The organism is Nocardioides marmoriginsengisoli, assembly GCF_003725695.1.
Classification (GTDB): domain Bacteria; phylum Actinomycetota; class Actinomycetes; order Propionibacteriales; family Nocardioidaceae; genus Marmoricola; species Marmoricola marmoriginsengisoli.
In genome coordinates this window covers 22,815-44,789 of the sequence record NZ_RJSE01000007.1, presented here as the reverse complement: position 1 = coordinate 44,789, position 21,975 = coordinate 22,815, and the positions used below count along the sequence as shown (strand labels likewise).

Genomic DNA, 21,975 nt, shown 5'->3' with positions numbered 1-21,975 from the left:
GATGACGCGCGACGTGGTTCCGTGACGCTCAACACAACGTACCGACCAGCCGGTATCAAGTCAATGACTTGCATAGATGGTCTTTTCAAGCCCTGTTTTCCTAGAGTCTGTCTGACGCTCACAAACATACCCACTGGTCGGATTGGGCCTACACTCCGCCGCATGACCGTCGACAACGCCGCCCTGGCACCGCTCCTCGTGGGCCTGTGCGTCTTCTTCGCGGCGTCCTACGTGCAGGCCGTCACCGGCTTCGGGGCGGCCCTGGTGGCGGTGCCGCTGCTGCTGTTCTTCACCGACCCGGCGACTGCCGTCTTCGCCAGCACGCTGGCAGGCGTCTTCATCTCGGGTTGGGCGTCCTGCGTGGATCGCCACCATGTATCTCGCCCCCTCGTCGCCCGGCTCAGCGGCTGGGCCCTGGCCGGCATCCCCGTCGGCCTGGTGCTGATCACGGTCCTCCCGGACCGCGCTCTCCAGCTCATTATCGTCCTCGTCGTGCTGACCGCGGCAGCGGCCGAGATCCTCGGCGAGCGGCTGCACCCGACGGGCCGCGGGATCGATGCCTGCGGGTTCGGCGCCGGCGCGCTGCTCGCGTCCACCGGCATCAACGGACCACCGCTGGTGGCGGCGCTCCGCGGCCTGGCGCCGACCGCCTACCGGGCGACCCTGCAGGCGACCTTCCTGCTGCAGGACCTGGTCGTGGTGGTGGCGCTGGTGCTGATCGGGCACGCGTCGACGACCGGGCTGCTGATGGCCGTGGCCGGCCTGGCCGCGATCCCGCTCGGCTGGCGGATCGGCAGCCGGACGTTCACGTCGCTGACTCCGGCGCAGCTGCGGTGGGCGATCGTGATCGGCCTGCTCGCAGCTGCCGCCGGAGTCCTCGTCACGGGGTGAGCAACCAGCCCGCGACGACCTCGATGAACTCGTCGTGCTCCTCGACGTACGGGAAGTGCCCGGAGTCGGCGAACTCGTGGTAGCTCGAGCCCTCGATCAGCCGGTGCGTACGGCGGGCGCCGACGTCGAGCGGGAACGTCCAGTCGCGAGCGGCGCCGAGGACCAGCGTCGGCACCGTGATCGAAGCGACCCGGTTGCTGAGGTCGGAGTTGTCCCAGACCCGGAGGGTCGCGTTGAAGGCGGCAGCGCTCCCGCCGCTGGGCATCTGCACGTCCCGTCCCAGGAAGTCGGGGTCCGCGAAGTACGCCGACCGCACCTGGCTGGTGACCCGGTCGAACTCGGCGTCGCTGGTCATCGGAGTGAACAGCGCGCCCGCGATCGCCTCGTACTGCTCGTCGCTGTGACTGGCGATCCGGGCGAACCGCAGCGACTCGTCCATGTGGTCCATGATCGACGTCGAGCAGGAGATCACCAGCGAGTCGATCTCGTCCGGGTGGTCGAGCGCGTAGGACTGCACCACGTAGCCGCCGAAGGAGTGTCCGAAGACGCTCCAGGTCTCCAGGCCGAGCCCGACGCGCAGCTGGTGGAGCGAGTCGGAGAGCCGGTCGACGGTGCTCCACTGCTCGTAGTCCGCCGGAGTGCCGCTCTTGCCGTTGCCCGGCAGGTCGACGTAGATCACTGTCCGGCTGTCGCCGAGCGCGTCGAGCCACGGTCGGAAACCACCGTGCCCGTAGCCCATCCCGCCGTGCACGACCAGCAACGGCGGGCCGGAACCGATCACCGCGCAGTGCAGCTGGTATCCGCCGACGTCGACGAAGTGCGAGCCGTTCTCAAGCATGCGCATCCACCTATTCTTCCGGGACGCCGTTCGGCGTCCTCTGGTCCTTGTCGGGAGTTTACTTCATACCGACTGGTATGTATGATCTTACTCATGTCCACCACCCTGGAGCGCGAACGCGGCGGTCGTGTCGCGCGCGTGACCTACGACAACAGCCGGCGGGGGAACTGCTTCGACCAGGCCCTGCTCACCGAGCTGGCCGACGTCCTCGAGGAGGCCGCCGCCGACCCCGCATGCGCGGTGATCCGGCTGGAGCTGGCCGGCCGGAACTTCTGCGGCGGCTGGGACACCTCGTCGTTCGAGGCGCTGGCGGCCGCCGGTACCGACGCCGTCGCGGCGGACCTCCGGACCAGCGACGAGAGCCTGGGCCGGATCCGTCGGCTGCCGGTCCCGGTGGTGGCCGCCGTACGGGGTCAGGTGATCGGCTTCGGTGCCGGCCTGCTCGCCGCGGTGCACCTGCCGGTGGCGGCGAGCGACGTCCGGCTCTCGCTGCCCGAGGTCCGGTACGGCTTCGCGCCGGCCGGCGTCGGGCACACCGTCGCGCAGGCCCTGCCGCGGGCGCAGGCCTACGCCCTCCTCACCGGTACGACGGCCACCGCGGCCCAGCTGCTGGCCTGGGGCCTGGTCGCCAGGGTCGTCACCGAAACCACCCTCGACGCCGAGGTCGACGAGCTCGTCGAGAGCCTCGCGGCCGTCCCCGGCGATGCCCTGCGCGCCGTGGTCGAGGTCGTCGAGAGCAGCATCGCCACCGGGTCACCGGCGGCCGCCTACGAGATCTCGGCCCGCACGATCGTGCGGCCGCCTGCCGAAGGAGCAGACCGATGAACCGACCCTTCCAAGCCGGCGAGGCGGTGTGGGTCGAGCTCTGCTCGTCCGACCCGGCCGCCTCCGAGGAGTTCTACTCGGCACTCCTCGGCTGGACGGTGCGCCACGAGCGGATCGGCAGCTCCGTCTACCGGATGTGCAGCCTCGCCGGACGCGACGTCGCCGGCATCTCGGACGGTCTGCACGGAGGACCGCGCGGCTGGATCACCTACTTCGCGGTCGACGACATCGACGCCGCCGCCGAGCAGGCCGTGACCGCGGGCGGCGAGCTCGTCACCGCGCCGCGCCACCTGCCGGCCGCCGGCTCCGGCGCGACCGTGGTCGACCCGTTCGGTGCCGTCTTCGGCCTCTACCAGGGCGAGCTGCGCGCGGGCGTCGAGGCGCTGAACGAGTCCGGCGCGCTCTGCTGGAACGAGCTCGACACCGGTGAGCCGGAGCAGTCGATCGCGTACTACCAGGCGCTGTTCGGGTTCGACACCGAGGTGCAGAGCTCGCCGACCTCCCAGCCGTACACCGTGCTGAAGCTCGGCGAGGTCGCCGTCGCCGGCGTGCTTCGGCTCGACAACGACTGGCCGAACCTGGTGCCGTCCACCTGGATCACGTACTTCAGCGTCGCCTCCCTGGACGACGCGATCAGCCGGGTCACCGAGCTCGGCGGCACGCCGAGCGTCGGCCCGTTCGAGAGCCCGCACGGCAAGCTGCAGCTGATCCGCGACCCCGAGGGCCACACCGTGTGCCTGGTCGAGCTGCAGAGCCGCCTCCGTCCCGACAACTTCTCCTCGGCGGTGACCGCATGACGACCGAGCCCCTCTTCGACTCCGGTGACTTCCGCAAGGTCTGCGGGCACTTCCCGACCGGCGTCACCGCCGTCACCGCACGCACCGCCGACGGCCGGGTCGCGGCGCTGACGGTGAACTCGTTCACCTCGGTCTCGCTGGAACCGGCGAAGGTGCTGTTCTGCCTGGCGACCACCTCGTCCAGCTACCCGGTGCTCGCCGAGGCCGAGCGGATCGCGATCCACATCCTCGGCGCCGACCAGGAGGACATCGCCCGCCGGTTCGCGACCTCGGGGCTCTCCGGCACCGACAAGCTCGACGGCATCGGCTGGACCCCGGGACCGGACGGGGTGCCGCTGATCCCGGGTACGCCGGCCGTCCTCGCCGGCCGCACCGACCAGGCGATCAGCAGCGGCGACCACATCATCTTCCTGGTCGACGTGGACCACGTCGGGCTCAAGGAGTCCTCGACGCCGGCGCTCTCCTTCTACCGGGGCCGCTTCTCCGCCCCGGTCGCCGACCTGGCGGAGTAGGGCGGGTCGCCGCGCGGGCGGCGGGCGTCCGCAGGGACTAAGCCAGCAACCCGTCGAGCACCAACGCGCAGAACTGCTCTGCCACCTCGTCGATGGTCAGGGTCCCGTCCGGGTTGAACCACTGGAACGCCCAGGCGCACATCCCGAGGATGCCGAAGCTGACCACCCTTCCGGACATGTCGGCGCGGAAGGTGCCGGCGCCGATGCCGCGCTCGACGGAACCGCGGAACACGGCCTCGAGCTCGTTGCGCTTCTCGGTGACCGCGGCCAGCCGGTCACCGGTGAGGTGGCGGCGCTCCTGGTAGAAGATCGCCACGTGCGCGCGGTAGGTCGCCACCCCGCTGAGGCTGAGCCGGATCAGCTCGCGGAGCTGCTCGACGGTGTCGGTCTGGGTGGCGACGATCGCGTTGGCGGCCTCGATCTGGGTGTCCAGGTACTCGTTCTGGATCTGCGAGAGCAGGTCTTCCTTGCTCTCGAAGTGGTGGTAGAACGCACCCTTGGTGAGGTTGGCGCGGCTGACGATCTGCTGGAGCGTGGTCCGGTCGAAACCGTCCTTCTCGAACAGGTGCAGGGCGCTGTCGACCAGCTCACGACGGGTCCGCGGCGGGTCGTAGCCGTCGGGCCAGCGGCGCCGTCCGGACGGTGTCGTGTCGGCGGGCTCAGTCATGGTGCTCCTCGGTCTCGCATCTCTGGCACTGCGGGTCACGTTCAGGCGTAGTAGCGGAACAGGATCTCGGCGACGCAGCAGGTCTGTGACTCGTCCGCGAACTCTACGACCACCGATGCCTTGGCCTGCACGCCCTCGCGCGGGTCCTTCTCGGTGGCGACGATCGGCTCGGCCGACACCAGGGTCGCGGTGCCCTGGATCTCGGTGCCCGGCGGCAGCGGGCGGATGAAGCGGACCCGGTCCAGGCCGTAGTTGACGCCCATCGAGAACTCGGAGACCTCGAGGATGTCCTCGAGCAGCCGCGGCACCATCGCCAGGGTCAGGAACCCGTGCACGATCGTGGTCCCGAACGGGCCGGTCTTCGCGCGCTCGACGTCGACGTGGATCCACTGGTGGTCCTTGGTGACGTCCGCGAACGAGTCGACGTCCTCCTGGGTGACGACGCGCGGCTCACTGGCGCCGAGGTCCTGCCCGACCAGGTCCAGCAGGTCCCGGGGCGTGGTCACGGTGGTTCGCTTGATCGTTCGCACGGTCGTGGTGCTCCATTCCGACTAGTCGCTATGCACTTTAGGGGTCAGCGGCCGCGCAACGCGGCGGGAAGCGGGTTCGCGCCGGGATCCGGCTGGCCGGCGAGGTGCTCGGCGAGCGTCGCGGCCTCCCGGTTCCAGGCGGCTTCGTCGTCGTCGGGGCGCGCGACCCGCAGCATCCGCCGGACGGCGTCGGGGTCGTGGGCGGCGATCCGCTCGACCAGCGCGGCGACCGCACCGTCGAGCTCCTCGTCCGCGACCACCTCGCTGACCAGGCCGTGGCGCTCGGCCTCGGCCCCGGTCCAGGTCTCGCCGGTGAGCAGCAGCCGGCGGGCGAGCACCGGTCCGACGGCGCGGGGGAGCATCACGCTGGAGCCCCAGCCGGGCACCTGGCCGACGGAGATGTGCCGGTCGCCGATCCGGGCCGAGCCGGCCGCGACCGCGACGTCGCAGGCCAGCAGCAGCTCCAGACCGCCGCCGAAGGCAGCCCCGTTGACCGCGGCGATCGTCGGCACGCCGGCGTCGCGGACCCGGCGCACCAGGGCGCGACCACGGTCCAGGAAGGCGCGCAGGGCGGGCTGGTCACCCAGCAGCGCGGTCGCCTCGGCGAGGTCCGCGCCGGCGCAGAAGCTGCGCCCGGTGCCGGTCAGCACCAGCGCCCGCACCTCCGGATCGGCCGCCCCGGCGAGCCATTCCTCGAGTCCCGCCATCACCTCGGAGCTGCAGGCGTTGCCGGCCTCGGGCCGGTTGATCCGCGCCTGGAGCGCGGGCCCGACTCGGGTGAGGACGACCGGCGCGCCGCTCATCGGAGCTGCACGCAGAGCTTGCCGAACCCGTCCCCGGCGACCATCCGCTCGACCTGACGGCGGACGTCGTCCAGGTCGACGACGCTGTCCACGACCGGGCGGACCTGGTGCTTCCCGACGAAGCCGAGCAGCGCCCGGAACTCCTCGAGGGTGCCGGTCGTCGATCCGTGGATGCTGATCTCGCGCGCGAAGAGGCGCGCCAGGTTCACCTCGACCACGAAGCCGGTGGAGGCGCCGCAGGTGACGATCGCGCCCCCGGCGCGGGTCGACATCATCGAGTGCTCGAAGGTCGCCGGCCCGACGGTGTCGACCACGACGTCGACCAGGTCGGGGACCCGCGCACCGGGCTCCAGCGCCAGGTCCGCACCGAGCTCCCGGGCCCGGTCGCGCTTCTCCGCGGAGCGCGAGGTGACCAGGACGTTCGCACCAGCGGCACGGGCGAGCAGCAGCGCCGCCGTGGCGACACCACCGCCGGCGCCTTGGATCAGCACGCTCCCGCCGGCCCGCAGGTCGCCCTTGGTGAACAACATCCGGTACGCCGTCAGCCACGCGGTCGGCAGGCTCGCGGCTTCGGCCCAGGAGAGGTGCGCCGGCTTGGCGACCAGGTTCTCGCGCGGCACGACCGCCTGCTCGGCGAGCAGCCCGTGGCCCTGGTCGCTGAGCAGGGTGGCGTGGCCGACGGTCCTGCCGGACTCGGTGGCGGGCAGCACCGGGTAGATCACGACGTCGGTGCCGTCGTACCGGCCGGCGCCGTCGCTGCCCAGCACGTACCGGTCGACTCCCGGCTGCTGGGCGACGCCGCGGAGCATCCAGACGTCGTGCATGTTCAGGGCGCCGGCGTACAGGTCGACCTGGGCCCACCCGTCCGGTCCGGCCGGTGCGTCGAGCTCGCCGACGACGACCGCGGCGGCCGGGTCGGTGGCCGAGGGCTGCTCGACGTACGCCGCCCTCATCCGAACGGCCGCTCGTCGTAGGGGAGCGGTGTTCCCCAGCCGTCCAGGTAGGCGACGTCGGCGACCGGCTTGCGCGCGGCCACCTTGAAGTCGGTGCCGAGCGTGTAGGCGATCGGCAGCATCGTGATCTGGACGGCGTCGTCCGGGATCCCGAGGAGTGCCGCCGCCTGCTCGGCGTGGTGCAGGTGCAGCGAGGTGATGCAGGTGCCGAGACCGCGCGCCCGCAGCGCCAGGTTGAACTGCCAGATCGCCGGGTAGAGCGATCCGTAGAACGCCGAGGTGGTCCCGGCGCCGCCCTTGGCCGGGTCGGGCCGGGTCGCGCACGGGATCACCAGGTACGGCGCTCGCCCGATGTTGCGGGCCAGGTGGTCGGCACCGTCGAGGATCCGCTGGGTCCGCGGGTTCACCGACCCGTCGGCCGCGACCCCGCCGAGTCGGCCGGCGACCGCTTCGTCCTCGGTCCCGGCGGCGCCGTGCAGCGGTTGGTAGACGTACTCGTCGTACCCGGCGAAGTAGAGCGCTGCGAGCTCGGCCTTCAGCGCCGGATCGGCGACGACCAGCCAGCGCCAGTCCTCGGCCGCGCCTCCGGTGGGCGCCTGCAGCGCGAGCTGGAGGCACTCGCCGACGACGTCGAGGGGGACCGGACGGTCGTAGTCGAGCCGGAGCCGCACCGACCGGGTCGTGGTGAGCACCTGGGTGAGGTCGGTCAGGACGGTCGTCCCCGATCGGGCCTGGCTGGTCACGAATTCTCCTTCATACCGACTAGAAGGTATCTATCATGGCAGAGTGCCGCACGCCAAGGCACCGCGAACGAAGGAGAACGGCATGTCTGTTCAGGATCAGCTCGCCGCCGCCGGCCTGGAGGTACCGCCGGACGAGCTCGACGGCATCGTCGCCTGGATCGAGGGCTCCCGGGCGATGGCCCAGGTCCTGTACGCCGACCCCCAGCTCCCGCCGCCGTGCTCACCCGGCCGGATCGCGTGGACGGGGGACTCGGATGACTGAGCAGCTCCCCGACTCGATCGCCGAGGCCGCGGCCGCCCTCCGCGCCGGGACGACGACGGCCGTCGAGCTGGTCGAACGGTCGATCGCCCGCGCCGAGGCCGTCGACGGCGCGTCGAACCCCGACCGTCTCGGCGCCTACATCCTGCGCTTCGACGACCAGGCCCGCGCGGCCGCCGCCGTCGCCGACCAGGAGCTCGCCGCCGGCCAGGACCGGGGACCGCTGCACGGCATCCCGATCGCGGTGAAGGACCTGCTGACCACGAGCGAGGGACCGACCACGGCGCAGAGCTCGGCCCAGGATCCCGAGTGGGGCGACCGCCAGGACGCGGCCGTCGTCTCCCGGCTGCGCCGGGCCGGTGCGGTGATCACGGGCAAGACCAGCCTGAGCGAGTTCGCGTGCGGCTTCCCGGACCCCGACAAGCCGTTCCCGGTGCCGCGCAACCCGTGGGACCTGAACCGCTGGGCGGGCGGGTCCAGCGGCGGCAGCGCCAGCGCGGTCGCGGCCGGCCTGGTCCTCGGCGCGATCGGCACCGACACCGGCGGCAGCGTCCGGATCCCGGCCGGCTTCTGCGGCGTCACCGGCCTGAAGACCACCTGGGGAGCGATCAGCACCGACGGCTGCCTGCCGCTGGCGTGGTCGTTCGACAGCATCGGCCCGATCGCCCGGAGCGCCGAGGACTGCGCGCTGGTGCTCGCCGCGATCGCCGACGACGCGACCGCCCCGGCGACCATCGATCTCCGCGGCCTCCGGATCGGCGTCGACCGGCTCGACACGATGACCGCCGCGACCGACGACGGCCAGCCCGACGCCTTCGCGGCCGCGCTGGCCGTGCTGCGCGATGCCGGCGCCGAGATCGTCGAGCTGCCACTGCCCGACTACGTCGAGGTGACCGCGGCGAACTACGTGATCATGCTGAGCGAGGGCTACGCCTACCACCTGCCGGCACTGCGCTCGAGGTGGCAGGAGTACGGCCGCTCCACGCGCACGCTGCTCTCCGGCGGGCTGGCCTACACCGGAGCCGACTACGTCCAGGCGCAGCGGGTGCGGGCGCGGTCGTGGCAGCGGGCCCGGGCCCTGTTCACCGAGGTGGACCTGCACGTCAGTCCGATGGCCACCGTCGGCGCACCGACCCTGCACGACCTGCTCGAGGGCGACCAGTCACTCGTCTTCGGGTCGCTGCACACGCCGTACTGGGCGACCGTGGGCTGCCCGACGGCCGCGGTCCCGATCGGGCTGACCAGCGCCGGGATGCCGCTGTCGCTGCAGATCGCCGGGCCTCCGGGACAGGATGCCGGCGTGCTCGCGGCCGCGGCGGCGTACCAGCGGGAGACGGGGTTCCACCGGCTCCGGCCGGCGCTGGGGTAGGGCCGTCTCATTTGCCTCGGGAATGTTGTTGGATCCAATAGCCACTTTCCGGGAGACTGGTCGCACCCACCTACCCGCCGAAGGATCCGCCATGGTGCGCAGGCTCGAACCGGTCCCCACCAGAACCGAGGCCGTGCTCGCTGCGCTGCGGGACGCGCTGCTGGCGGGGGACCTGGAGAACGGCACCCAGGTGAACATCGAGGAGCTGTCGCGCCGCTTCGGGGTGAGCCGCGGCCCGCTGCGGGAGGCGCTCAACCAGCTCGAGGGCGAGGGCCAGGTCGGGCACGTGGCGCGGCGCGGGTTCGTGATCCCCGGCATGACCACCTCGGAGCTCTACGAGCTCGACCGGATCCGCACCCTGCTCGAGGCCGAGGCGGCGCGCAGCGCGGTGCCGGTGCTGCGCGCCTCGGACCTCGACGTGATGCGGGCCGCCGCCCGGGAGAACCGTGAGGCCCTGGTCGCGGGCGACCGGATCACCGCCGCGCACGCGAACCGCCGGTTTCACTTCGCGCTGTTCGAGGCATCGGGCAAGTACCACCTGCTCGACGCGATCGTCCGGTCGTGGAACACCGACGGCTACCGGTCGCTGTACTTCGCGGACCTGACCGCTGCGCTCCGGGTCACCGCCGACCACGACGCGATCCTCGAGGCCGCCTCGGCCGGCGACGCCGACGAGGTCGTCCGGCTCCAGGACCGGCACCGGGCCAAGGAGCTGGCGCTGGTGATGATGGCGATCAGGAGGCGCGGCGGAGGACCACTTCCCGTAGTGCGGGGGTCGCGGTCTCGGTGACCGTGACGCGGCACTCCAGGGTCGGGTCGAACGCCTTCACCAGGATCGGGAAGGCGTCCCAGAACATCGCCGCGTACTTGCCCGCGTCGTAGTGCCGGAACAGGTCGTCCATCGGCGTCCCGTGCACGATCAGCGCGGTGCAGTCGTCGTTCTCGACCGCGACGCCGTACCGCCACACCGCCAGCGGGGCCAGGTCGAGGTTGGTCAGGAAGCTCGCCGCCGAGCGGCCGACCAGGTCCTTCGCGAGCAGCTCGCCGCGCTGGGTCGCCCACCGGCGGAGGCCTTCGACCAGGGCGCTCTCCGGCACCCCGTGCTCCTCGGCAGCCCGCGCCCAGGTGAGGAACCTTCCGGCGATCAGCCGACTGGTCCGGGTCTGCGCCAGCCGCATCCCGGTCTCCTCGTCGGTGTCCGCCGCCGGGTAGAGCTCGGCCAGCTGCCGGCCGAGGTCGGTCACCGGCTGGTCGACCTTCGCGGCCGTCGGCGGCAGCACCCAGCGGAACTGGCAGTGGCTGTCGCCCTTCATCAGGTTCAGCGGGATCACGACCACGCCGTCGGGGTGGTAGCTGGACGCGATCGACTGGTGCACCTCGTCGCAGTACACGTGCCCCCACCGGTGGAAGCCGGCTTCCTTCCAGGCCAGCGAGGCCGGGCAGTAGTGCACTTCGAACTGGACGTCGCCGGGGGAGTAGACGCCGTCGGCCTCCAGCTCGTCCTTCACCACGTAGGTGCTCGCGCTGTCCCACCGCTGCATCAGCGTCTGCATGTCGATGTCGCCGCCCAGCGCCGCGTGCGCCTGACGCATCTCCTCGCCGCGCCAGGAGCCGTACCCGCGCAGGTGCGCCCGTACGGCGGCCTCCGCGGTCGGCACGCCGGTCTCCAGGGTGGCGTCGGCGATGTGCATGTAGATCCGCGCACCCGCCTGCAGGATGGAAGTCAGCTGGGCCCGGGCCGAGAGCTCGGGCCGGGTCCGGATTCCGTGGATCGACATGCCGCCCTCAGATCTGCGGAACGCCGAAGCGCTCGGCCATCTTCTGGAACTCGATCAGCGGGACGTCCTCCGGGCGGACGTAAAGGATCATCTGCGCCTTGAGCGGCGGCAGCAGCCACGGCTGCTGGCTCTCGACGATGGCCTTGTCCTCGTTCTTCACGCCGAGGTTGAACGCCTCGATCTCGGCGTCGAACCGCGGGTCCTTGTCGTAGGTCCGGGAGAGCTGGGTGAAGGTCAGCGTGCGGTTGTAGGAGATCGGCAGGTAGACGTTCCAGGTGACCGAGGTGCCGTGCTCGGAGATCAGCACGTTCTTCATCGAGTTCACGGTGGCGGTGTTCACGAACTCCACCGCGGCGACCTCGACCTCGGTCGCGACCGCCTGGTCGCCCTCGGTCTCGTCGGCCATGATCCCGGCGAGCGGGCCGGCCGGGAGCACCGTCCTGTAGCGCGAGTGCAGCTCGGCCCCGTCGACCCTGACCGGGATGTCGCCGACGCGCTCGGGCATCGTCGGCTGGCCGGCGACGCCGAGGGTGCCCGGGTGCACCCACGAGAAGTGCGTGTCGTCGAGCGCGGCCATCACCAGGCGCGGTGCGCTGGCCGCCCACTCCTCGTGCACCAGGAGCTCGTTCTTGTAGTAGTCCTCGTCGTCGAACTCCGGGTACGGCGGCAGGTCGGCGGCCGGCTCCTCCGAGAGGCACACCCAGACCAGCCCGTAGCGCTCCTGGGTCTGGTAGCGCTGGACCCGCGCCTGCGCCGGGATCTTCTCGCTGGCCCGCAGCGGGATGTCCACGCACTGGCCGGACTTGTCGTAGGACCAGCCGTGGTAGCGGCAGCGCAGTGCCTGACCGCCCTGGACGACGTCGCCGAGGGAGAGCGCCGCGCCGAGGTGCCGGCACACGTCCGGGAACGCGGCGACCTCGTCGCCGAGGCGGACGACGGTCACGTTCTGGTCGAGGAGCACGACCTTCACCGGCTGGTCGAGCAGATCCACCGATCGGATCACCGGGTGCCAGAAGCGCTCCATCGCGATGCGGTACCGCTCGATTGCCTCAGGGTCGGGCTGCGTCATTCGTTCCTCCAGAATCCAGTATTGGATCCACGATGCAATAACCAATCGAAAGTGTCAAGGCGCACACCGACAAATCGGCAACCACGCTTACCGCAAGGTGTTCCCCGAGGGGCGCGCGCCGGTAGTGTGGCTTGGATCCAGGATGAAGAGGAGTGACGAGTGACCGACGCCGGTTCGTTCCAGAAGCCCCTGACGACCGTCGAAGCGGTCCTCATCGAGCTGCGGCGCGCCCTCCTGGAAGGCGAGTACCCAGCCGGCGCACGGATGAACGTCGACGCCATCTCGAAGCAGCTCGGCACCAGCCGGGCACCGGTGCGCGACGCGCTCCGGATCCTCGAGGGCGAGCAGCAGGTGGTGTACGCACCGCACCGCGGCTACATCATCCCGGAGATGGCACTGGAGGACCTGTTCGACCTCTACCGCACCCGTGAGCTGCTGGAGGCCGAGGCCGCCGCGATCACCGTGCCCCAGCTCAGCGACGAGACCATCGCCGGCCTGCGGACCGCGGTCACCACGATCGACAAGGCGCTCGCCGCCGGCGACCGGATCACCGCCACCTACGCCAACCGCGACTTCCACTTCGCGCTGTTCAAGTCCCCGGGCCACGAGCAGCTGGTCAGCTCGATCACCGGCACCTGGAACGCCGACGCCTACCGGTCCTTCTACCTGCGCGACCTGGGCGCCGCCGCCGAGCTGGCCAAGGACCACGCCGGCATCGCCGAGGCGGCCGCCGCCAAGGACGTCGCCGCGGTCATCGACCTGCAGAACAAGCACCGCGACGGCGAGCTGGCCAACCTGCTCCAGCTGCTGCGCGACAAGTTCGACGTCGACGCCCACCTGAAGGCGAAGCCCTGGCACTCCCGCCTGAAGTACCGGCCGCGGGCGCGCTGACCTCTCAGAGCACCCGGCCCAGGAACTCCTGGGTGCGCGCGTGGGTCGGGTTCGCGATGACCTCCGCGGGCGGACCGCTCTCGACGATCACGCCGCCGTCCATGAAGACCAGCTCGTCGGCGACCTCGCGGGCGAACCCGATCTCGTGGGTCACCACGACCATCGTCATCCCGGACACCGCGAGGTCCTTCATGACGGCCAGCACCTCGCTGACCAGCTCGGGGTCGAGCGCCGAGGTCGGCTCGTCGAAGAGCATCAGCTCGGGGCGCATCGCCAGCGCCCGCGCGATCGCGACGCGCTGCTGCTGACCGCCGGAGAGCTGCGACGGGTAGGCGTGCTGCCGGTGGCCCAGCCCGACCCGGTCGAGGAGCTCGACGGCCCGCGCGGTCACCTCGTCGCGCGGCTCGCCCTTGACCCGCACCGGCGCCTCGACGACGTTCTCGAGCACGGTCCGGTGCGCGAACAGGTTGAAGTTCTGGAACACCATGCCGACCTTGCGCCGCTGGCGGGCGACGTCCTTCTCGCGCATCTCGCGCAGGTGGCCGTGGTGCCGCTCGTACCCGATCAGCTCGCCGCAGACCTCGATCCGGCCGGCGTCGATCTTCTCCAGGTGGTTGAGGCAGCGCAGCAGCGTCGACTTTCCGGAGCCGGACGGTCCGATGATGCAGAGGACGTTGCCCTTCTCGACGGTGAGGTCGATGCCGGCCAGCACCTCGTGGGCGCCGTAGCTCTTGCGAACGCCGGTGACCTGGACGAGCGCGCTCATGCGGGCACTCCCTTCGTACGACGGCCGCGACTCAGCGACCGGTTCCGGGACTTCTTCTCGGTGCCCCTGCTCCGCGCCAGCCGCCGCTCGATGCGGCTCTGGACGAACATCAGCACGGTGGTCAGCGCGAGGTACCAGATGGTGATCGTGAAGAGCAGCTCGACGACCTTGAAGTTCATCGAGTAGATCCCGGTCGCGCTGCTGAGCAGCTCGGAGTAGGACACCGCGAACGCCAGCGAGGTGTACTTCGTCATGTTGATGATCTCGTTGCCGGTCGGCGGCACGATCACGCGCATCGCCTGCGGCAGGATCACCCGGCGCATGGTCTGGCCCTGGGTGAACCCGAGGGCCTTGGCGGCCTGCGCCTGGCCCGGGTCGACCGAGAGGATGCCGCTGCGCACGATCTCACCCATGCTGGCGCCCTCGGAGAGACCGAGGCCCAGGACGGCGGCGATCAGCGGCGTCACCAGGTCGTTGGTGGTGCCCTCGTAGAGCGGCGGCAGGTTCACGTCCTTGATGACCAGCGCGATGTTGAACCAGATCAGCAGCTGCACCAGCGCCGGGATCCCGCGGAAGAACCACAGGTAGAAGGAGGCAGCGCTGCGCAGCACGATGTTGTCCGACAGGCCCATCACCGCGACCGCCGTACCGACGACGATGCCGACGACCATCGCCAGGACGGTCAGCCAGATCGTCCCCCAGAGGCCCTTGAGGATGGCCTCGGAGGTCAGGTAGTCGGGGATGATCCCCCAGTCGATGTCCGCGGTGGCGAACTGCCGGACGATGACCGCGGCGAGGGCGAAGATGAGAACGGCAGTGATCCATCGCCCGTAGTGCTTGCGTGCGATGACCTTCTCCCCGGAGGGGGACGGTTCGTTCATGGCGTTCACCTCTTCAACCCTCGCCTCGGTCGTCATCACGGAGTCGGTGCCTCAGTGGTCGCGTTGGTGATCTGGCTCTGGCTCAGACCCCACTCGGTCGCAATCTTCGCGTACGCGCCGTCGTCGATCATCGACTGCAGCGCCTTCTGGAAGGGCTCGACCAGGTCGGAGTTCTTCTTGAACACCATCGCGTAGGTGGCCTTGTCGTAGTCGATGCCGGGCACCGTCTCGAAGTCGCTGTCGCCGATGTGGGTGGCGTAGTCGGCGACCAGGCGCGCGGTACCGGTGGCGTCGGCGCGACCCTGCTTCATCAGCAGCACGTGGCCGGCGGCGTCGTTGTAGTTCACCAGCTTCATCGCCGGCTGACCCTTGTCGGTGCAGTTCTCCTTCGAGAGCTTCTCGACGGCGTCCGGGTAGATGGTGCCGGTCTGCACGGCCACGTTCTTCCCGCACAGGTCAGCGATCGAGGTGATGCCCTCCGGGTTGCCCTTCGAGACCAGCATCGTGGAGGAGTCGCCGAAGTAGTTCAGCAGGCTGAACTGCGCGGCGCGCTCCTCGTTGTAGAAGATGCCGTTGATGGCGATGTCGTAGCGACCCGCGTTGACGCCCGGGAGGATCGTCTCGAACTTGGCGGCCGTCCACTCGAGCTTCACGCCGAGGCGCTTGGCGATCTCCGCGAGGATGTCGGGCTCGTAGCCCTCGATGGTCTTGCCGTCGGAGCCGAACACCTCGTACGGCGCCAGGCCGACGGACGTCGCGATCCGGACCTCACCACCGACGTACTTCGCGGGCAGGCCGAACTCGCCGGCCGCCTTGGCGCCGTCGTCCTTCGAGTCAGAGTCGTTGCTCCCGCAGGCACTGAGGAACGCGGCTGCGCTCACCAGGGCGGCCGCAACGGCGACTGAACGACGAAGTCGTGAACCTCGCATGCAAAACAACTCCTTAGTCATGGATATGTCCGAGAGTTCGATCACACAATCATAGATTGGATCCAAGATGCAAGCGTGGATTCTGATCACGCGGGCCGGAGCCCGGGTTGCCCCCTGGTCCTGATTGTCCTACTTGCGCGGGCCGGAACCCAGCTGGGCCATTTCGGGCCGCGGAGTACCGAAATCCGCGGCGGAATCAGGCGTTGCCGGCCGCGACGGCGCGCAGCTCGGGCAGCCGGGTGAGCTTCACCCGGGGACGGTCGGTGTCCTCGGCGGCGGCGACCTCGGCCGCGTCGATGGCCCGCCACCCGGCGAGGGTGACCACGGAGACGTCCCGTTCGGCGAGCAGGTCGTCGATCTCGCCGGCCGCCGAGCCGGGGACCAGCCGGCCCGCGGCGAGGTCGCCGAGCAGGGTCTCGACCGTCTCGATCGCGTCCTTGCGGTTGGTGCCGATCACCCCCGACGGCCCGCGCTTGGCCCAGCCGGCGACGTAGACCCGGTCCTCGACCCGGCCGTCCTCGTGCGACACCACCCCGCGGCCGTCGACCGGCAGGCCGTCGGGGCCGCGGACCGCGAACCCGACCCCCGGGACGACCAGGGCGCAGTCGAGCACCTGGCGGTCCTCGCCACGGACCCAGGTGCCGTCCCGCTGATGGTGCGACGCGATCTCGAGGCCCGTGACGCGGTCGTCGCCGACGACGGAGACGGGCACCGCGCGGAACCGGAAGACCAGCCGCTTCCGGCGGCCCTCGGCCGGGCGAGCGACGTACTCGCGGAGCAGCTCGACCCCGGGCTCGTCACCGACCAGGTCGCCGGGGTCGGCGACGATCCGCACGTCGTCCAGCTCACCGAGCTCGCGGAGCTCGACCAGCGAGAACGACGCCTCGGCGGGACCGCGGCGCCCGAGCAGCACCACCTCGTCGATCCGGCTCGCGGCGAGCGCGTCGACCGCCCGGTCCGCCGCGTCGGTGCGGCGCAGCCGGTCGACGTCCTGGATCAGCATCCGGGCGCAGTCGAGGGCCACGTTCCCGTTGCCGACAACCACGGCCCGGGTACGGCCCGGCGGCAGCGGTGCGGCGTCCTCGGCGTCCGGGTGCCCGTTGTACCAGCGCACCAGGTCGAGGGCCGGTACGACGCCCTCCAGCGTCTCGCCGGGGATGCCCAGCATCCGGGGTGCCTCGGCGCCGAGGGCGTAGACGACCGCGTCGTAGGCGGCGAGCAGGTCGGCATGGGTCACGGTGACCCCGACCTCGACGCCGCCGAGGAAACGGACTCCGGGGCGGTCGGCGATCCGCTCGAAGACGCGGGTGACGCTCTTGATCTGCGGATGGTCCGGCGCGACGCCGGAGCGGACCAGGCCCCACGGGGTCGGCAGCCGGTCGATCAGGTCGACGGCGACCGGGTGCTCCAGGCCGGCCTTGAGGAGGGCCTCGGCGGTGTACGCCCCGGCAGGGCCGGCACCGACGATCGCGACGCGCAGTGAAGTCATGACGTTCCTTGCTCACGGTTCAAGATTGGATCCAATGTACAGGATTCAGGATCCGCGTCAAGATGTCCGGACATCGAGCCTGTCGGGATGCCCGCACCCGCCCGGGGTCAGCCGGCGATCAGCGCCCAGAGCGCCGCCGTACCCCCGTCCCGGTCGAGCTCGTCGGCCAGCGCCGCGGCGGAGCCGCCCAGCACCGGCTCGGCGCAGAGCAGGAACTTCGCCCGGAGCTCGTCGTCGGTCAGCGGGCGGGTGACGTCGCCGCGCGCGTCCAGGCGGGGTCCGCCGTCGATCACGGTGCCGTCGACCAGGCGCACCTCCAGCCGGGTCGCGTAGTGGTCGGGGAGGTGGGCGTCGAGGGCAGGGTCGTGCACCACCTCGATCCGGTCGGCGAAGCCGAGCACGGCCTCGTCGGCCAAGGCCGCCTCGGTCATCTCGGCCGGCGTGATCCGGCCCTTGGCGAGCAGGGTGCCGAGCGCGAACGGGTAGCTGTACTGCGCGTGCTCCAGGCTCGGCGGGCGCCGGTAGTCCAGGAAGGTCGCCCACCGGTGGGTGCGGACCGTGATCGCCTCGACCTGGTCGACGGCGACGTCACCGGCCAGCAGCTCGGTGAGCACGTCGACCGCGGTGTGCGTGTAGCGGCAGGCGGGGTACGGCTTGAGGTAGGACCGCTCGATCTCGAAGACCGACCCGAGCGAGGTGACGAACGGGTCGCCGGCCGCCCGGGGCTCGTCGAACGGGGTCGGCGGGAAGATCGCCGGAGCGTCCGGGGACTGCCCCGGCACCGCCGCCGCCATGAACCCGGCCTCGCCGAGGACGACGGCATTGAGGGCGGTGGCGCTCGACCAGCCGATCGCCTCCTTGACCATCGGCCACTGCAGCGCCGCCATCGGGGCGTGCGCCCAGGCGGTCTGCATCGCCCGGCGGATGCCGTCCTCATCGGCACCGCGCACCTTGGCGGCACCCGCCGCCGCGCCGACGCAGGCGGCGGTGCCGGTGCAGTACCAGCGGTCGGTCGCCTCGTCCGCCGGCCAGAGCAGGTGCGCCAGCCGCACCGCCACCTCGTACGCCGCCACCTGGGCGACCAGCAGCTCCTCGGTGCTCGCCGGGCGGTTCGAGGCCGCCACCAGGATCGTCGGCACGATCACCGAGGACGGATGGATCGCGCCGCCCTGGTAGTGCCCGTCGTCGAAGTCCAGGGCGCTCGCCGCCAACGCGCTGCGGAAACCGGCCGCGGTCGCGGTCTGCGCCGGCGCCCCGGGAGCGAGCGTCCGGAACGGCCCGGCGTCCTCGGCGAACGCCGCCGCGGCGGTCGCGGCGGCACGGGTCGCCGAGCCGGCCAGCGCCGTCCCGATCGTGTCCCGGAGACCCTGGCGCGCGCGGCGCACGGTGTTCTCCGGGAGGTCGGCGAAGGTGAGCTGGGACGCGAAGCGCGCCACGTCTCGGATGGTCACGGTGAACCTTTCTACGCCTCGGCTGCCTCGGACTCGAGCTCGTCCGACCCACCACCAAGGTAGGTCGCCTCGATGCGCTTGTCGGCAGCGAGTTCCTTGCCGGTGCCCGTGAGCACCACCCGGCCGAGCTCGATCACGTAGGCGCGGTCGGCGATCCGGAGCGCCTCCCGGACGTTCTGCTCGACCAGGAGCACGGCGGTCCCCTGCGAGGCCAGGTCGGAGGCCACCCCCAGGATCTCGTGCTGCATCCGCGGCGACAGCCCCAGCGACGGCTCGTCGAGAGCGAGAACGCGCGGCCGGGTCACCAGCGCACGGCCGACCGCGAGCATCTGCTGCTCACCGCCGGACAGGGTGCCGGCCAGCTGCTCGCGGCGCTCGCCCAGCACCGGGAAGAGGTCGTAGACCTCCTTGACCCGCTCCGCGATCAGGGACGGCTTCTTCCGCAGCGAGTACGCCCCGAGCCGCAGGTTCTCCTTGACCGAGAGGGTGCCGAAGACGCGGCGGCCCTCCGGGACGTGCCGGAAGCCCTCGGCGACGACGTGGTGCGCCGCCCGGCCGGCCAGGTTCTTGCCGTCCAGGACGATCCGGCCGCGCTTCGGCTTCAGCACGCCGGAGATGCCGTTCATCGTGGTGGTCTTGCCGGCACCGTTCGGTCCGAGCAGCGCGACCACCTCGCCCGCGTTCACCTCGAAGGTGAGTCCGTGGACGACGGTCAGCTCGCCGTAGCCGAGATCGACGTCCTCAACGCTGAGCAGCGCCATGACGAGTACCTCCTTCGAGTGCGGTGGGGGCGCCGAGGTAGGCCTCGATCACCTGCGGCAGGGCCAGCACCTCGTGCGGGTCACCAGTGGCGATCACCCGGCCCTGGTCGAGGACGACCACGTCCTCGGCGACCGAGGTGACCAGCGGCATGTCGTGCTCGATCAGCGCGATCGCGACCCCTTCGGCGGCGATCGCGCGCAGCAGCACGACCAGCTCCTTCTTCTCGGCCGGGTTCATGCCGGCGGCCGGCTCGTCGAGGATCAGCAGCCGCGGACTCATCATCAGCGCGCGGGCCACCTCCACCCGGCGCCGGTCGGCGTAGGAGAGCTCGGGCGGACAGATCTCGGCCAGCTGGTCGATGCCGACGCGTTCGAGCACGGTCAGCGCCCGGGCCGCGGCAGCGGCGTCGTACCGGCGGATCGCGCGGGGGGAGAGGAGTGCGTGCCGCAGGCCCAGGTTCGACCGGGCGTAGTCGGCGACCAGGACGTTGTCGAGCACGGTCAGCTGGTCGATCAGCCGGGCGGTCTGGAAGCTCCGGCTCACCCCGCGCCGCGCCACCCGGTGGGCGATCATCGCGGTGACGTCGACCCCGTCGAGGAGGACCGTGCCGCTGGTGGCGTGGTGCACGCCGGTGATCGCGTTGACCAGGGTGGTCTTGCCGGCGCCGTTCGGACCGATGATCCCGACGATCCGGCCCGCGGTGAGGGTCATCGAGACGTCCTCGAGCGCGGTCAGCCCGGAGAACTTCTTGGTGACGCCGCGGACCTCGAGCAGCGGTGCGCCGTCCACGGCGGCGGCCGCCGGCTCCTTGACGGTCAGCCGACCCACGTCCACCTTCTCGGTGTCCCGAGCGGCGCGGGCGCCGGCCTTCGGGATCCTGGTCGCGACCCGTTCCGGGATCATCCCCTGCGGCCGGAACTCGACCAGGGCGATGACGGCCACCGAGAAGAGCAGCAGCCGGTAGTCCTGGAACTCGCGGAGCCACTCGGGCAGCCCGACGAAGATCACCGCCGCGATCAGCACGCCGCTGGTGCTGCCCAGTCCGCCGAGGACGACCACCATGATGATCTGGACCGAGAGCAGCAGGGTGAAGTTGGTCGGGTCGACGGCGACCGACCTCGCCGCGAAGATCGCCCCGGCCAGCGCCCCCATCGCACCCCCGGCGATGTAGGCGCCGATCTTCAGGCGCAGCGTCGGCAGGCCGAGGGACTCCGGCACGATGTCGTCGGAGCGGATCGCCCGCCAGGCGCGGCCGATGTGCGAGCGGCCGAGCCGGTTGCAGAAGACCACCGCGACCCCGAGCAGCAGGAACGCCAGCAGCGCCTGCTGGATCGGCGTCATGAACTGGTAGCCGCCGATGCTCGGGATCGGCAGCGGGTACAGCCCGCGCGAGGCGCCGACGTAGTCCCAGTTGTTGGCGACCGTGCGGATGAGCTCGCCGAACCCGATGGTCACGATGGCCAGGTAGTCGGGCCGCAGCCGCAGCGTCGGGTAGCCGATGATGATGCCGGCGATGCCGGTGACCACCACCGCGATCGGGATGGAGAGGAAGAAGTTCAGCTGGAAGTGGATCCCGCAGATCGCCGAGGCGTACGCCCCGATCGCGAAGAAGGCGGCGTAGCCCATGTCCAGCAGGCCGGCGTACCCCATCACGATGTTGAGGCCGAGCCCCAGGGCGGCGTACGTGGTGATGCCGATGGCGATGGTGGTGACGTAGTCGGAGCCGTAGAGGTCCAGTGCCCCGACGATCAGCAGGCTGACGCCGAGCATCGCGAGCAGCGAGGTCGACGCCCGGTCACCGAGGTCGCGCAGCGGGGAGTCCGTGAAGGCGCTCTTGATCCGGTTCGTCATCAGGCACGCTCCGCCACTCGCTCGCCGAGGATTCCGCTCGGCCGGATGTACAGCACCAGGATCAGGGCGCCGAAGATCACCGCGTCGGACCAGGCACCCGCCAGGTAGCCCTGGACGAACGCCTCCAGGAGCCCGATCGTCAGACCGCCGAGGACCGCGCCGCCGATGTTGCCGATGCCGCCGATCACCGCGGCGGTGAAGGCCTTCAGCCCGAGGGCGAAGCCCATGTCGAACGAGACCCGGCCGTAGTAGGTGCCGCTGAGGATGCCGGTGATCGCGGCCAGCGACGCCCCGATCACGAACGCCGCCGCGATCAGGAAGGAGACGTTGATGCCCATCAGGCGGGCCGCGTCGTGGTCGACCGCGAGGGCCCGCATCGCCGTACCGGTGATGGTGCGGTGCGCGAACCAGATCATCCCGACCATCAGCGTCCCGGCCAGGCCGATCACGACCAGGTCCATGCCGTTGACCGCGACCCCGCCGATGTCGATGGTCTCGCTGCTGAGGTCGTTGGGCGGGTAGTACTTCTGCTGGGCTCCGAAGATCAGCTTGACGATCTCCTCGAGCGCGAAGGCCACGCTGAGGGTGACCAGCATGAAGCCGAGCGTGGACCGGCCGATCAGCCGGGTGTACAGGGTCCGCAGCAGGACCAGCGCGAGTAGTGAGGTTCCCACTACCGCGCCGGCCCCTGCCACGATGAGTCGCGGAAGCATGGGCATGCCCTCGATCCAGTCGAGCTGGAGGAGCGCCCACCCGAAGAAGGCGCCGACCATCACGAGATCGCCGTGGGCGAAGTTGATCAGTCGGACGATGCCGTACACCATCGTGTAGCCCAGCGCGACGAGCGCGTAGAACGAGCCGATGGTGAATCCGGTCAGCACGACCTGGATGAAGGTGTCCATACCTGCGCGAGCCCCTCTG

General features: G+C 70.9%; 24 protein-coding genes. 8 read left to right on the top strand and 16 right to left on the bottom strand.

Annotation, left to right across the window (positions count from 1 at the left end; translation table 11 throughout):
* Window positions 1-162: 162 nt before the first annotated feature.
* Window positions 163-891 carry a sulfite exporter TauE/SafE family protein gene (locus tag EFK50_RS08895; RefSeq protein ID WP_183407742.1) on the top strand — a complete coding sequence of 243 codons (729 nt, stop codon included), beginning with the start codon at window positions 163-165 and terminating at the stop codon, window positions 889-891.
* Here the strand turns inward: EFK50_RS08895 and EFK50_RS08890 are convergent.
* Complete coding sequence (locus tag EFK50_RS08890; RefSeq protein WP_123227231.1) at window positions 881-1,735, bottom strand: alpha/beta fold hydrolase; 855 nt, start codon at window positions 1,733-1,735, stop codon at window positions 881-883. The two genes, EFK50_RS08895 and EFK50_RS08890, sit on opposite strands and share 11 nt — an antisense overlap.
* Window positions 1,736-1,822: 87 nt before the next feature.
* Here EFK50_RS08890 and EFK50_RS08885 point away from each other — a divergent pair, with 87 nt between their 5' ends.
* Genes EFK50_RS08885 through EFK50_RS08875 form a run of 3 tightly spaced genes read left to right on the top strand, consistent with a single transcriptional unit; the run spans window position 1,823 to window position 3,863 of the window.
* Window positions 1,823-2,554: an enoyl-CoA hydratase/isomerase family protein gene (locus EFK50_RS08885; protein WP_183407741.1), complete on the top strand. Its 732-nt coding sequence runs from the start codon at window positions 1,823-1,825 to the stop codon at window positions 2,552-2,554.
* Window positions 2,551-3,351 carry a VOC family protein gene (locus EFK50_RS08880; protein ID WP_123227229.1) on the top strand — a complete coding sequence of 267 codons (801 nt, stop codon included), beginning with the start codon at window positions 2,551-2,553 and terminating at the stop codon, window positions 3,349-3,351. The genes EFK50_RS08885 and EFK50_RS08880 overlap by 4 nt, the downstream gene beginning before the upstream one ends.
* A complete protein-coding gene (locus EFK50_RS08875; protein ID WP_123227228.1) occupies window positions 3,348-3,863 on the top strand; it encodes a flavin reductase family protein in 516 nt (171 codons plus the stop codon). The genes EFK50_RS08880 and EFK50_RS08875 overlap by 4 nt, the downstream gene beginning before the upstream one ends.
* 37 nt (window positions 3,864-3,900) lie before the next feature.
* Here the strand turns inward: EFK50_RS08875 and EFK50_RS08870 are convergent, their stop codons facing one another.
* From EFK50_RS08870 to EFK50_RS08850, 5 genes are all read right to left on the bottom strand, one after another.
* Entirely contained in the window at window positions 3,901-4,530 is a 630-nt protein-coding gene (locus EFK50_RS08870) for a TetR/AcrR family transcriptional regulator (RefSeq protein WP_123227227.1), read from the bottom strand.
* Between the two features lie 41 nt (window positions 4,531-4,571).
* Window positions 4,572-5,036: a MaoC family dehydratase gene (locus EFK50_RS08865; protein ID WP_221177336.1), complete on the bottom strand. Its 465-nt coding sequence runs from the start codon at window positions 5,034-5,036 to the stop codon at window positions 4,572-4,574.
* 68 nt (window positions 5,037-5,104) lie between these two features.
* Window positions 5,105-5,863, bottom strand: a complete 759-nt coding sequence (locus EFK50_RS08860; protein ID WP_123227225.1) for an enoyl-CoA hydratase/isomerase family protein — start codon at window positions 5,861-5,863, stop codon at window positions 5,105-5,107.
* The gene (locus tag EFK50_RS08855; protein WP_123227224.1) at window positions 5,860-6,816 is read right to left on the bottom strand and encodes a zinc-binding dehydrogenase; all 957 of its coding nucleotides are present in this window, start codon (window positions 6,814-6,816) and stop codon (window positions 5,860-5,862) included. Before EFK50_RS08855 ends, EFK50_RS08860 begins: the two co-directional genes overlap by 4 nt.
* Window positions 6,813-7,559: a nitroreductase family protein gene (locus EFK50_RS08850; RefSeq protein ID WP_123227223.1), complete on the bottom strand. Its 747-nt coding sequence runs from the start codon at window positions 7,557-7,559 to the stop codon at window positions 6,813-6,815. The genes EFK50_RS08855 and EFK50_RS08850 overlap by 4 nt, the downstream gene beginning before the upstream one ends.
* Window positions 7,560-7,641: 82 nt before the next feature.
* Between EFK50_RS08850 and EFK50_RS08845 the strand changes: the two genes are divergently transcribed.
* The 3 genes from EFK50_RS08845 to EFK50_RS08835 all read left to right on the top strand — a co-directional run bounded on the left by EFK50_RS08845 (window position 7,642) and on the right by EFK50_RS08835 (window position 9,977).
* Entirely contained in the window at window positions 7,642-7,821 is a 180-nt protein-coding gene (locus EFK50_RS08845; RefSeq protein ID WP_123227222.1) for a hypothetical protein, read from the top strand.
* Window positions 7,814-9,187 (top strand): amidase, encoded by a 1,374-nt coding sequence (locus EFK50_RS08840; protein ID WP_123227221.1) that lies wholly within the window; start codon window positions 7,814-7,816, stop codon window positions 9,185-9,187. The genes EFK50_RS08845 and EFK50_RS08840 overlap by 8 nt, the downstream gene beginning before the upstream one ends.
* A 91-nt stretch (window positions 9,188-9,278) precedes the next feature.
* Window positions 9,279-9,977, top strand: a complete 699-nt coding sequence (locus EFK50_RS08835; RefSeq protein WP_183407740.1) for a GntR family transcriptional regulator — start codon at window positions 9,279-9,281, stop codon at window positions 9,975-9,977.
* Here the strand turns inward: EFK50_RS08835 and EFK50_RS08830 are convergent.
* On the bottom strand, window positions 9,922-10,965 hold the full coding sequence (locus EFK50_RS08830; RefSeq protein ID WP_123227219.1) for an L-2-amino-thiazoline-4-carboxylic acid hydrolase: 1,044 nt from the start codon (window positions 10,963-10,965) through the stop codon (window positions 9,922-9,924). The genes EFK50_RS08835 and EFK50_RS08830 overlap by 56 nt on opposite strands.
* Window positions 10,966-10,972: 7 nt before the next feature.
* Window positions 10,973-12,034 (bottom strand): aromatic ring-hydroxylating oxygenase subunit alpha, encoded by a 1,062-nt coding sequence (locus EFK50_RS08825; protein WP_123227218.1) that lies wholly within the window; start codon window positions 12,032-12,034, stop codon window positions 10,973-10,975.
* Window positions 12,035-12,193: 159 nt separating this feature from the next.
* Here EFK50_RS08825 and EFK50_RS08820 point away from each other — a divergent pair, with 159 nt between their 5' ends.
* Window positions 12,194-12,925: a GntR family transcriptional regulator gene (locus EFK50_RS08820; protein ID WP_123227217.1), complete on the top strand. Its 732-nt coding sequence runs from the start codon at window positions 12,194-12,196 to the stop codon at window positions 12,923-12,925.
* Between the two features lie 4 nt (window positions 12,926-12,929).
* On the opposite strand, the gene EFK50_RS08815 is transcribed toward EFK50_RS08820, so the two are convergent.
* From EFK50_RS08815 to EFK50_RS08780, 8 genes are all read right to left on the bottom strand, one after another.
* Complete coding sequence (locus EFK50_RS08815) at window positions 12,930-13,691, bottom strand: amino acid ABC transporter ATP-binding protein (RefSeq protein ID WP_123227216.1); 762 nt, start codon at window positions 13,689-13,691, stop codon at window positions 12,930-12,932.
* Entirely contained in the window at window positions 13,688-14,572 is an 885-nt protein-coding gene (locus tag EFK50_RS08810; protein ID WP_123227215.1) for an amino acid ABC transporter permease, read from the bottom strand. Before EFK50_RS08810 ends, EFK50_RS08815 begins: the two co-directional genes overlap by 4 nt.
* Before the next feature lie 35 nt (window positions 14,573-14,607).
* On the bottom strand, window positions 14,608-15,453 hold the full coding sequence (locus EFK50_RS08805) for an ABC transporter substrate-binding protein (RefSeq protein WP_183407739.1): 846 nt from the start codon (window positions 15,451-15,453) through the stop codon (window positions 14,608-14,610).
* Window positions 15,454-15,697: 244 nt separating this feature from the next.
* Window positions 15,698-16,990 (bottom strand): FAD-dependent oxidoreductase, encoded by a 1,293-nt coding sequence (locus tag EFK50_RS08800; RefSeq protein ID WP_123227213.1) that lies wholly within the window; start codon window positions 16,988-16,990, stop codon window positions 15,698-15,700.
* 107 nt (window positions 16,991-17,097) lie between these two features.
* Entirely contained in the window at window positions 17,098-18,441 is a 1,344-nt protein-coding gene (locus tag EFK50_RS08795; protein WP_123227212.1) for an MmgE/PrpD family protein, read from the bottom strand.
* An 11-nt stretch (window positions 18,442-18,452) separates the two neighbouring features.
* A complete protein-coding gene (locus EFK50_RS08790) occupies window positions 18,453-19,202 on the bottom strand; it encodes an ABC transporter ATP-binding protein (RefSeq protein ID WP_123227211.1) in 750 nt (249 codons plus the stop codon).
* Window positions 19,183-21,054 (bottom strand): branched-chain amino acid ABC transporter ATP-binding protein/permease, encoded by a 1,872-nt coding sequence (locus EFK50_RS08785; protein ID WP_123227210.1) that lies wholly within the window; start codon window positions 21,052-21,054, stop codon window positions 19,183-19,185. Before EFK50_RS08785 ends, EFK50_RS08790 begins: the two co-directional genes overlap by 20 nt.
* Window positions 21,054-21,956, bottom strand: a complete 903-nt coding sequence (locus EFK50_RS08780; protein WP_123227209.1) for a branched-chain amino acid ABC transporter permease — start codon at window positions 21,954-21,956, stop codon at window positions 21,054-21,056. Before EFK50_RS08780 ends, EFK50_RS08785 begins: the two co-directional genes overlap by 1 nt.
* Window positions 21,957-21,975 lie beyond the last annotated feature (19 nt).

Excerpts from the sequence above, each read along its gene's own strand:
- EFK50_RS08810 (WP_123227215.1), bottom strand. The coding sequence starts at position 14,572 with ATGAACGAACCGTCCCCCTCCGGGGAGAAGGTCATCGCACGCAAGCAC.
- EFK50_RS08870 (WP_123227227.1), bottom strand. The coding sequence starts at position 4,530 with ATGACTGAGCCCGCCGACACGACACCGTCCGGACGGCGCCGCTGGCCC.
- EFK50_RS08835 (WP_183407740.1), top strand. The coding sequence starts at position 9,279 with ATGGTGCGCAGGCTCGAACCGGTCCCCACCAGAACCGAGGCCGTGCTC.
- EFK50_RS08815 (WP_123227216.1), bottom strand. The coding sequence starts at position 13,691 with ATGAGCGCGCTCGTCCAGGTCACCGGCGTTCGCAAGAGCTACGGCGCC.
- EFK50_RS08845 (WP_123227222.1), top strand. The coding sequence starts at position 7,642 with ATGTCTGTTCAGGATCAGCTCGCCGCCGCCGGCCTGGAGGTACCGCCG.
- EFK50_RS08860 (WP_123227225.1), bottom strand. The coding sequence starts at position 5,863 with ATGAGCGGCGCGCCGGTCGTCCTCACCCGAGTCGGGCCCGCGCTCCAG.
- EFK50_RS08780 (WP_123227209.1), bottom strand. The coding sequence starts at position 21,956 with ATGGACACCTTCATCCAGGTCGTGCTGACCGGATTCACCATCGGCTCG.
- EFK50_RS08880 (WP_123227229.1), top strand. The coding sequence starts at position 2,551 with ATGAACCGACCCTTCCAAGCCGGCGAGGCGGTGTGGGTCGAGCTCTGC.
- EFK50_RS08890 (WP_123227231.1), bottom strand. The coding sequence starts at position 1,735 with ATGCGCATGCTTGAGAACGGCTCGCACTTCGTCGACGTCGGCGGATAC.
- EFK50_RS08895 (WP_183407742.1), top strand. The coding sequence starts at position 163 with ATGACCGTCGACAACGCCGCCCTGGCACCGCTCCTCGTGGGCCTGTGC.
- EFK50_RS08830 (WP_123227219.1), bottom strand. The coding sequence starts at position 10,965 with ATGTCGATCCACGGAATCCGGACCCGGCCCGAGCTCTCGGCCCGGGCC.
- EFK50_RS08840 (WP_123227221.1), top strand. The coding sequence starts at position 7,814 with ATGACTGAGCAGCTCCCCGACTCGATCGCCGAGGCCGCGGCCGCCCTC.
- EFK50_RS08785 (WP_123227210.1), bottom strand. The coding sequence starts at position 21,054 with ATGACGAACCGGATCAAGAGCGCCTTCACGGACTCCCCGCTGCGCGAC.
- EFK50_RS08790 (WP_123227211.1), bottom strand. The coding sequence starts at position 19,202 with ATGGCGCTGCTCAGCGTTGAGGACGTCGATCTCGGCTACGGCGAGCTG.
- EFK50_RS08855 (WP_123227224.1), bottom strand. The coding sequence starts at position 6,816 with ATGAGGGCGGCGTACGTCGAGCAGCCCTCGGCCACCGACCCGGCCGCC.
- EFK50_RS08885 (WP_183407741.1), top strand. The coding sequence starts at position 1,823 with ATGTCCACCACCCTGGAGCGCGAACGCGGCGGTCGTGTCGCGCGCGTG.
- EFK50_RS08800 (WP_123227213.1), bottom strand. The coding sequence starts at position 16,990 with ATGACTTCACTGCGCGTCGCGATCGTCGGTGCCGGCCCTGCCGGGGCG.
- EFK50_RS08875 (WP_123227228.1), top strand. The coding sequence starts at position 3,348 with ATGACGACCGAGCCCCTCTTCGACTCCGGTGACTTCCGCAAGGTCTGC.
- EFK50_RS08825 (WP_123227218.1), bottom strand. The coding sequence starts at position 12,034 with ATGACGCAGCCCGACCCTGAGGCAATCGAGCGGTACCGCATCGCGATG.